Source organism: Isoptericola sp. S6320L (assembly GCF_023015685.1).
GTDB lineage: Bacteria > Actinomycetota > Actinomycetes > Actinomycetales > Cellulomonadaceae > Isoptericola > Isoptericola halotolerans_A.
In genome coordinates, this window is sequence record NZ_JALKAT010000025.1 from 50,583 (window position 1) to 58,554 (window position 7,972).

Consider the following 7,972-nt stretch of genomic DNA (forward strand, 5'->3'; position numbering starts at 1 on the left):
ACGCCGTCGCACGTCGGAGCGGCACAGCCGTCCCGCGACGTGGGCGTACGGGTTGCCCCGCACCCGTCCGCCAGGTGGACAGATCCGTACGCATAAACGCTTCACCTCGCGCCGGACGCTGGCCAGCGCCGCCTCCCGCTGCCCAGGATGCAGAGGCCCACCACCCCCGAGACCAACGAGGACGACGACCATGGCCACGATCTCCGCACCGACCAGCAGCCGCTCCACCGCCGCCGACACCGGGTCGCCCGTGGCCGGCGTCGCGGCCCGGCGGGCGCTCGCCTGCTGCCGTCTCCTGCTCGCCGTCGTCTTCCTGTGGCCCGTGGCCGACAAGGCCTTCGGCCTGGGCTACGCCACGCCGCCCGAGGCGGCCTGGCTGACCACCGGGACGTCGCCGACGGCGGGCTACCTGGAGCACGCCGGCGGGCCGCTGTCCGGCGGCTTCGCCGCGCTCTCGGGCCCCGTGGTCGACGCGCTCTACATGCTCGGCCTGCTCGGCACGGGCCTGGCCCTGCTGCTCGGCATCGGGATGCGGGCCGCCGCCGTCGCCGGCGGTCTGCTCATGCTGTCGCTGTGGCTGTCGACGTGGCCGTTCGCGGCCGGGTCGCACAACCCGCTCGTCGACGAGCACGTCGTGTACATCGCCCTGCTGGTGACGCTGGCGCTGACCCGCGCCGGAGACACCTGGGGGCTCGGACGCGCCTGGGCCGCCTCGCCGGTGCCCGGCGCGCGCACCTGGCTGCGCTGACGGCCCGGCGCTCGGTCAGGCCCCGGCGGTGCGCACCCCCTCTGCCTCGTCCGCGCTCCGGATGTGCCGCATGACCCAGGGCGACACCGCCCAGACCAGGCCGGCGACCACCAGCGCCACCACGCCCGTCCACCCGAAGTACGCCGTGTCGGACACACCGGTGGTGGCCTGGACGACCTGCGCGGTGATGGCCTGCCCCGAGGCGTTGGCCAGGAACCACAGGGCCATCGCCTGCCCCCGGAAGGCGCGCGGGGCGAGCAGCGTCGTGGCGGCGAGCCCTACGGGTGAGAGGCACAGCTCACCGAGCGTCTGGATGACGTAGACCACCACGAGGACCCACGCCGGCGCGAGCCCCTCCCCGACGACGGCGGACGCCCCGGCCAGGAAGAGGAAGGACAGCGCGGCCAGGGCCAACCCCATCGCGAACTTGTACGGCGTCGGCGGCCGACCGTTCGTGCGCCGCCACAACCAGGCGAACACGGGAGCGAGCAGGATGATCGACGCCGGGTTGATCGACTGGAAGAACGCGGGGCTCAGCTCCATGCCGAGGACGGACCGGTCCGTCCGGTCGTCGGCGAACGTGGTGAGCGTCGTGGCCGCCTGCTCGAAGATCATCCAGAACAGCATCGCCGCGACGAACAAAGGGATGTAGGCCAGCAGCCGGGGACGCTCCGCGTCCGTGACCTTCGGCGACCGGTACATCACCACGAAGTACACGACCGGCGTGACCAGGGCGACGTAGCTCAGCGTGTCGACGAAGGCGCCGCCGCCCCACGACCCGGACACGGCCACCGCGACGAGGTACAGCACCGCGACGGCGGCCAGCACCAGCGCGACGATCCGCACGATCGCGGCCCGTTCTTCGGGGCGGACCGGGTTCGGCACCGTGTCGCCCGCCCCGTGCAGGTACCGCCGACCCAGTACGAAGAAGACGAGAGCGACCCCCATGCCCACGGCGGCGACGGAGAACCCGGCGTGGAACCCCCAGGCCCGCTGGACGCTGCCGACCACGAGCGGCGCCGTCAGGGAGCCGATGTTGATCCCCATGTAGAACAGCGAGAAGCCGCTGTCCCGGCGGGGGTCGTCGCGGTCGTACAGCTCGCCCACCATCGCCGAGACGTTGGGCTTGAGCAGCCCTGTCCCGAGCGCCACCAGCACGAGCCCGAGCCAGGTGCAGGCCTCGAGGGGTATCGCGAGGCTGACGTGCCCCGCCGCGATGACGATCCCGCCGTACAGCACGGACCGCCGCGCCCCGACCACCCGGTCCGCGAGCCACCCACCGACCACCGACAGCAGGTACACCGCGCTGCCGTAGACGGCGACGATCGCCTCGCCCGTGGCGTCGCCGTACCCGAGCCCGCCGTCCACGACCGCGCCGGTGATGTACAGCAGCAGGATGGCGCGCATCCCGTAGTAGCTGAACCGCTCCCACAGCTCCGTGGTGAAGAGCGTCATCAGACCACGGGGGTGGCCGAAGAACTGGCGCTCGGACCCCGCCGCGGTGCCGTCCGACGACGACGGTGCCGACTGGCTCATGGGAAGACTCTGGCACCGGACCTCGTCGTCGGCGAGCGGACGGCCGGTCGGCACGACGCCGGGACGTGGCGCCGGTCTCGGACTACCGTGGTCCGGTGCCCTCGACCGTCATGTGGTTCCGCCGCGACCTGCGGCTCGCCGACAACCCCGCCCTGCTCGCCGCCGTCGAGTCCGCCCGCGCCGACGGCGCGGGTGTCGTCGGCCTGTACGTGCTCGACGACACCCTGTGGTCCAGGGTGGGCAGCAACCGACTCGCCTACCTCGTGGACTCGTTGCGCGCCCTCGACGCCGCGTGCGGGGGTGCGCTCGTCGTGCGGCGCGGAGACGCGCGGACGACCGTCCCGCAGGTGGCGCAGGAGGTCGGTGCCGACGAGGTGCACGTCGCCGCGAGCCACGAGCCGTACGGGCGGCGGCGCGACGACGCCGTCGAGGCGGCCCTCGCCGACGCCGGTCGGCGCCTCGTCCGCACGGGGTCGGCCTACGCCGTCTCGCCGGGCAGGATCCGCACGGGCGGCGGCACGCCGTACCAGGTCTTCACCCCGTTCCGACGGGCCTGGCTCGAGCACGGGTGGCGGGCACCGGCGCACCAGCCGCGAAGCATCCCCTGGGTGGACCTCGACAGCGAACCGCTGCCCGAGGCCCCCGCCACCACCGCTCGCCTGCCACGCGCCGGGGAGGAGGCCGCCCGCCGGCGCTGGCACGCGTTCGTCCGTGACGGTCTCGCCGGCTACGGCGAGCAGCGGGACCGCCCTGACCTCGCGGGCACCTCGGCGATGTCCGTGCACCTGCGCTGGGGCGAGATCCACCCTCGCACCATGCTCGCGGACCTCGCGGCCGCGGGCTCCGACGGCGCCCCCGCCGACGACGTCGCGACGTTCCGTTCGGAGCTGGCCTGGCGCGAGTTCCACGCCGACGTGCTGCACCACCAGCCGGACGCCCGCACCCGCTCGCTGCGCGACGTCGTGGCCGAGGACGCCTGGGCGCAGGGCGAGGCGGAGCAGGACCGCCTGGAGGCCTGGGCGGCCGGTCGTACCGGCTACCCGATCGTGGACGCCGGGATGCGCCAGCTGCTGGCCACGGGGTGGATGCACAACCGGGTACGCATGGTGGTGGCGTCGTTCCTCGTCAAGGACCTGCACGTGCGCTGGCAGCGCGGCGCCGAGCACTTCATGGCGCACCTCGTCGACGGGGACGTGTCCCAGAACCAGCTCAACTGGCAGTGGGTGGCCGGCACCGGATACGACGCGGCACCGTACTTCCGGGTGTTCAACCCGGTGACGCAGGGCAAGAAGTTCGACCCCGACGGTGCGTACGTCCGGCGCTGGGTGCCGGAGCTTCGTGACGTCCCCGCGGCCCGGGTGCACGAGCCGTGGCGTCTAGCGGAGCCCCCAGCGGACTACCCGGCGCCCCTCGTCGACCACGCCGTCGAGCGACGCGTCGCGCTCGACGACTTCCAGCGCGCACGACGCTGACACGACGAGAGGCCGGGAGGCTGTGCCTCCCGACCTCTCCCGGTCACCGTGCCGGACCGTCGTGCGAGCGGACCTGATGGTCGCGGTACTCGTCCTCCAGGACGCTCATGACGATGGCGTCGGCCCAGGACCCGCCGTCCCGGTAGACGTCGCGCAGGCGGCCCTCCTCGACGAACCCCAACGACGCGTACAGCGCCTTGGCGCGGGGGTTGATGCTCAGCACGTCGAGGCTGACGCGGTGCAGGCGAGGGCCGTCGTCGCCGGGCACCCCGTCGAAGGCGAACCGCAGCACCTGCTCGATCGCTTCCCGCCCGTACCCGCGGCCGCGGTAGTCGGGCAGCATCTGCAGGCGCAGGTTCGCGCTGCGCGAGGCCTCGTCCAGCTCGTTGAGGACGATCTCGCCGATCAGCTCGTCGCTGACCAGCTCGCCGTCCCGGACCGCACCGGGGGTGATCGCCCAGTCGTACCGGCCCTCGCGGTCGCCGACCGTGGCCGCCCACTCGTCGATCTGGCTCCGCGTGAACGTCGCCGTCGTCCCGGTCAGGCGCATGCCCTCCGGGTCGTGCAGCGACTCCCAGAGCCGGTCCGCGTCCCGCGCCTCGATCGGGCGCAGCCGCATCATCTCGCCGTGCAGGACCGGTGGCCTCACGCCCCGATCCTCTCCAGGACGAGCTCGCGCACCCGCTTCGCGTCCGCCTGGCCACGCGTGGCCTTCATGACAGCGCCGATGATGGCGCCGACGGGGCCCTGGTTGCCGCCGCGGACCTTCTCCACGACGTCGGGCTGGGCGGCGAGGGCCTCGTCGATCGCGGCCAGCAGAGCGCCGTCGTCGGACACGATCTCGAGGCCGCGCGACACGACGACCGACTCCGGGTCGCCCTCGCCGGCGAGGACGCCGTCGAGCACCTGCCGCGCGATCTTGTCGTTGATCCGGCCGGCGTCGACGAGCCCCTGGAGCTCGCCGATCTGGGCGGGAGTGATCGGCAGGTCGGCCAGCTCGGCCTCGTCCTGCTTGGCACGTCGGGCGAGCTCGCCCATCCACCACTTGCGGGCAGCGGCTGGGCTGGACCCCGCGGCGACCGTCGCCTCGATGAGCTCGATCGCGCCGGCGTTGACCACGTCGCGCATCTCGGCGTCGGCGTAGCCCCACTCGGTCTGCAGCCGACGGCGGCGCGCCTGCGGCAGCTCCGGGAGCGTCGCCCGGATCTCCTCGACCCACTCGCGCGACGGCTCCACGGGGACCAGGTCCGGCTCCGGGAAGTAGCGGTAGTCCTCGGCGTCGGACTTCACGCGGCCGGACGTCGTGACGCCCGTGTCCTCGTGCCAGTGACGTGTCTCCTGGACGATCGTCTCGCCCGCGTCGAGGGCACCCGCCTGGCGGGAGATCTCGTGCCGGACGACGCGTTCGACGGACCGGAACGAGTTGACGTTCTTCGTCTCGGTGCGCGTGCCGAGCGGGGACTCCGCCGTCGGGCGCAGCGACACGTTGACGTCGGCGCGGACGTTGCCGCGCTCCATCCGCGCCTCGGACACGTCGAGCACCCGGAAGATGTCCCGCAGCGCCTGGACGTAGGCGCGCGCCACCTCGGGTGCGCGGTCGCCGACGCCGGTGATGGGCTTCGTGACGATCTCCACCAGCGGGATGCCCGCCCGATTGTAGTCCACGAGGGAGTACTCCGCACCGTGGATCCGCCCGGTGGAGCCGCCGACGTGCGTGTTCTTGCCGGCGTCCTCCTCCATGTGGGCACGCTCGATCTCGACACGGTGGATCGTGCCGTCCTCGAGCTCGACGTCGAGCCACCCCTCGAACGCGATCGGCTCGTCGTACTGGGACGTCTGGAAGTTCTTCGGCACGTCCGGGTAGAAGTAGTTCTTCCGGGCGAACCGGCACGACTCCGCGATCTGGCAGTTCAGCGCCAGGCCGATACGGATCGCGTACTCCACCGCGGTGCCGTTGACCACCGGGAGGGCGCCGGGCAGCCCCAGGCTCACCGGCGTCGTCTGGGTGTTGGGCTCCGCGCCGAACGACGCCTCGGCCGGGCAGAACATCTTGGTACGCGTGCCGAGCTCGACGTGCACCTCGATGCCGAGCACCGGGTCGTACCGGCGGACCGCGTCGGCGTAGTCGACCATCTGGGTCACAGTCATCTCCTTCGTGGGTCCGTCAGCCGAGCTCGGGGGCGCGGTCGAGCAGCGGGCCGCCCCAGCGGGCCTCGAGAGCCGCCTCGAGCGCAGCACCGACGCGGTACAGGCGGTCGTCGGCCTTGGCCGGGGCGAGCACCTGGAACCCGACCGGCAGGTTGTCGTCGGACAGACCGTTCGGCACCGAGATGCCCGGGACGCCGGCGAGGTTCGCCGGGATCGTGGCGACGTCGTTCAGGTACATCGCCAGCGGGTCGTCCAGCTTCTCGCCGAGCTTGAACGCCGTCGTCGGCGCCGTCGGGGACACCAGGACGTCGGCCTGCTCGAAGGCGGCCTCGAAGTCACGCTGGATCAGCGTGCGCACCTTCTGGGCGCTGCCGTAGTAGGCGTCGTAGTAGCCCGCGCTCAGGGCGTAGGTGCCCAGGATGATGCGGCGCTTGACCTCGTCGCCGAAGCCGGCGCCACGCGTGGCCGCCATGACGCGCTCGGCGGTCACGGGGCCCTCCTCGGGCTCGACGCGCAGGCCGAAGCGCATGCCGTCGAACTTCGCCAGGTTGCTCGACGCCTCGGCAGGCAGGATCAGGTAGTACGCGGCCAGGGCGTACTCGAAGTGGGGGCACGAGACCTGCACGACCTCGGCGCCGGCCTCCTTGAGCAGCTCGACGGACTCCTCGAACCGGGCCTGCACGCCGGGCTGGTAGCCCTCGCCCTGCAGCTGCTCGACGATCCCGACGCGCACCCCGGACAGGTCGCCCAGCGCTCCCTGGCGTGCCGCGGCGACGACGTCGGGCAGCGGCTCCGGGATCGAGGTCGAGTCGCGGGGGTCGTGCCCCCCGATCAGCTCGTGCAGCAGCGCGGAGTCGAGGACGGTGCGGGTCACCGGGCCGGCCTGGTCGAGGCTCGACGCCAGGGCGATGAGCCCGTAGCGGGACACGCTGCCGTAGGTCGGCTTGACCCCGACGGTGCCGGTGACGGCGCCCGGCTGGCGGATGGACCCGCCGGTGTCGGTCCCGATCGCGAGGGGCGCGGCGAAGGCCGCGACCGCAGCCGCCGACCCACCGCCCGAGCCGCCCGGGATGCGGTCCAGGTCCCACGGGTTGTGCGTGTTGCCGTAGGCCGAGTGCTCCGTGGACGAGCCCATCGCGAACTCGTCCATGTTGGTCTTGCCGAGGATCGGCATGCGTGCGGCACGGATGCGCTCGACGAGCGTCGCGTCGTACGGCGGGATCCAGCCCTCGAGGATCTTCGAGCCGGCCGTGGACGGCATGCCCTGGGTCACGACCACGTCCTTGACGGCGATCGGCACGCCGGCGAGCGGGTGCAGCTCCTCACCGGCGGCACGGCGTGCGTCGACGTCCCGGGCAGTGGCGAGCGCGTCGTCGGCGGAGACGTGCAGGTACGCGTGGATCTCCGGCTCGACGGCGGCGATGCGGTCGAGGTACGCCTGGGTCACCTCGACGCTCGTCACCTCGCCGGCCCGCAACTTTTCGGCGACCGCGGACGCGGACAATCTCGTCAGGTCCGTCATGTCACTCCTCCCCCAGGATCTGCGGCACGGCGAACCGGCCGTCTTCGGCCTCCGGCGCACCCGCGAGCACGTCGTCGACGGGCAGCGAGGGGACGGGCTCGTCCGCGCGGAACACGTTGGACATCGGGAGGGGATGGCTGGTCGCGGGGACCTCGGGGGTCGCGACCTCGCTCACCTTGGCGATGGAATCGACGATCACGTCGAGCTCACCGGCGAGCCGGTCCAGCTCGTCCGGGCGCAGCTCGATCCGTGCCAGCGCGGCGACACGCGCGACCTCGTCACGGGAGATGGTGGACATGGCCGCCAGTCTAGTGGTCCCCCGGGTCCCTCCCGGGCACAGGCTCGTCACATCGACGTGAACGGCTCGGGACGGCGACGACTGGGCCGGCGGAGCGAGGTCGAGACACGACAAAGACCCCGCACCAGAAGGTGCGGGGTCTTTGCGAAAAGATGTCCGGCGGCGTCCTACTCTCCCACCCCGTCTCCAGGGCAGTACCATCGGCGCTGAAGGGCTGAGCTTCCGGGTTCGGTATGGGACCGGGCGTT

General features: G+C 72.6%; 7 protein-coding genes and 1 rRNA gene. 2 read left to right on the plus strand and 6 right to left on the minus strand.

Annotation, left to right across the window (positions count from 1 at the left end):
* Positions 1–190 precede the first annotated feature (190 nt).
* Positions 191–748 carry a DoxX family protein gene (locus MWU57_RS13290; RefSeq protein WP_246909665.1) on the plus strand — a complete coding sequence of 186 codons (558 nt, stop codon included), beginning with the start codon at positions 191–193 and terminating at the stop codon, positions 746–748.
* A 15-nt stretch (positions 749–763) separates the two neighbouring features.
* On the opposite strand, the gene MWU57_RS13295 is transcribed toward MWU57_RS13290, so the two are convergent.
* The gene (locus tag MWU57_RS13295; protein ID WP_246909666.1) at positions 764–2,284 is read right to left on the minus strand and encodes a peptide MFS transporter; all 1,521 of its coding nucleotides are present in this window, start codon (positions 2,282–2,284) and stop codon (positions 764–766) included.
* Positions 2,285–2,394: 110 nt separating this feature from the next.
* On the opposite strand from MWU57_RS13295, the gene MWU57_RS13300 reads away from it, so the two are divergent.
* Positions 2,395–3,756, plus strand: a complete 1,362-nt coding sequence (locus MWU57_RS13300; protein ID WP_246909674.1) for a deoxyribodipyrimidine photo-lyase — start codon at positions 2,395–2,397, stop codon at positions 3,754–3,756.
* A 43-nt stretch (positions 3,757–3,799) separates the two neighbouring features.
* Here the strand turns inward: MWU57_RS13300 and MWU57_RS13305 are convergent, their stop codons facing one another.
* From MWU57_RS13305 to rrf, 5 genes are all read right to left on the minus strand, one after another.
* A complete protein-coding gene (locus MWU57_RS13305; protein ID WP_246909667.1) occupies positions 3,800–4,405 on the minus strand; it encodes a GNAT family N-acetyltransferase in 606 nt (201 codons plus the stop codon).
* On the minus strand, positions 4,402–5,904 hold the full coding sequence (gatB, locus tag MWU57_RS13310; protein WP_246909668.1) for an Asp-tRNA(Asn)/Glu-tRNA(Gln) amidotransferase subunit GatB: 1,503 nt from the start codon (positions 5,902–5,904) through the stop codon (positions 4,402–4,404). The genes MWU57_RS13305 and gatB overlap by 4 nt, the downstream gene beginning before the upstream one ends.
* Before the next feature lie 16 nt (positions 5,905–5,920).
* Positions 5,921–7,426: an Asp-tRNA(Asn)/Glu-tRNA(Gln) amidotransferase subunit GatA gene (gene gatA, locus MWU57_RS13315; RefSeq protein ID WP_106268697.1), complete on the minus strand. Its 1,506-nt coding sequence runs from the start codon at positions 7,424–7,426 to the stop codon at positions 5,921–5,923.
* Between the two features lies 1 nt (position 7,427).
* Complete coding sequence (gene gatC / locus MWU57_RS13320) at positions 7,428–7,724, minus strand: Asp-tRNA(Asn)/Glu-tRNA(Gln) amidotransferase subunit GatC (protein ID WP_106268698.1); 297 nt, start codon at positions 7,722–7,724, stop codon at positions 7,428–7,430.
* Positions 7,725–7,878: 154 nt separating this feature from the next.
* Positions 7,879–7,972, minus strand: a 5S ribosomal RNA gene (gene rrf / locus MWU57_RS13325); the annotation flags it as partial.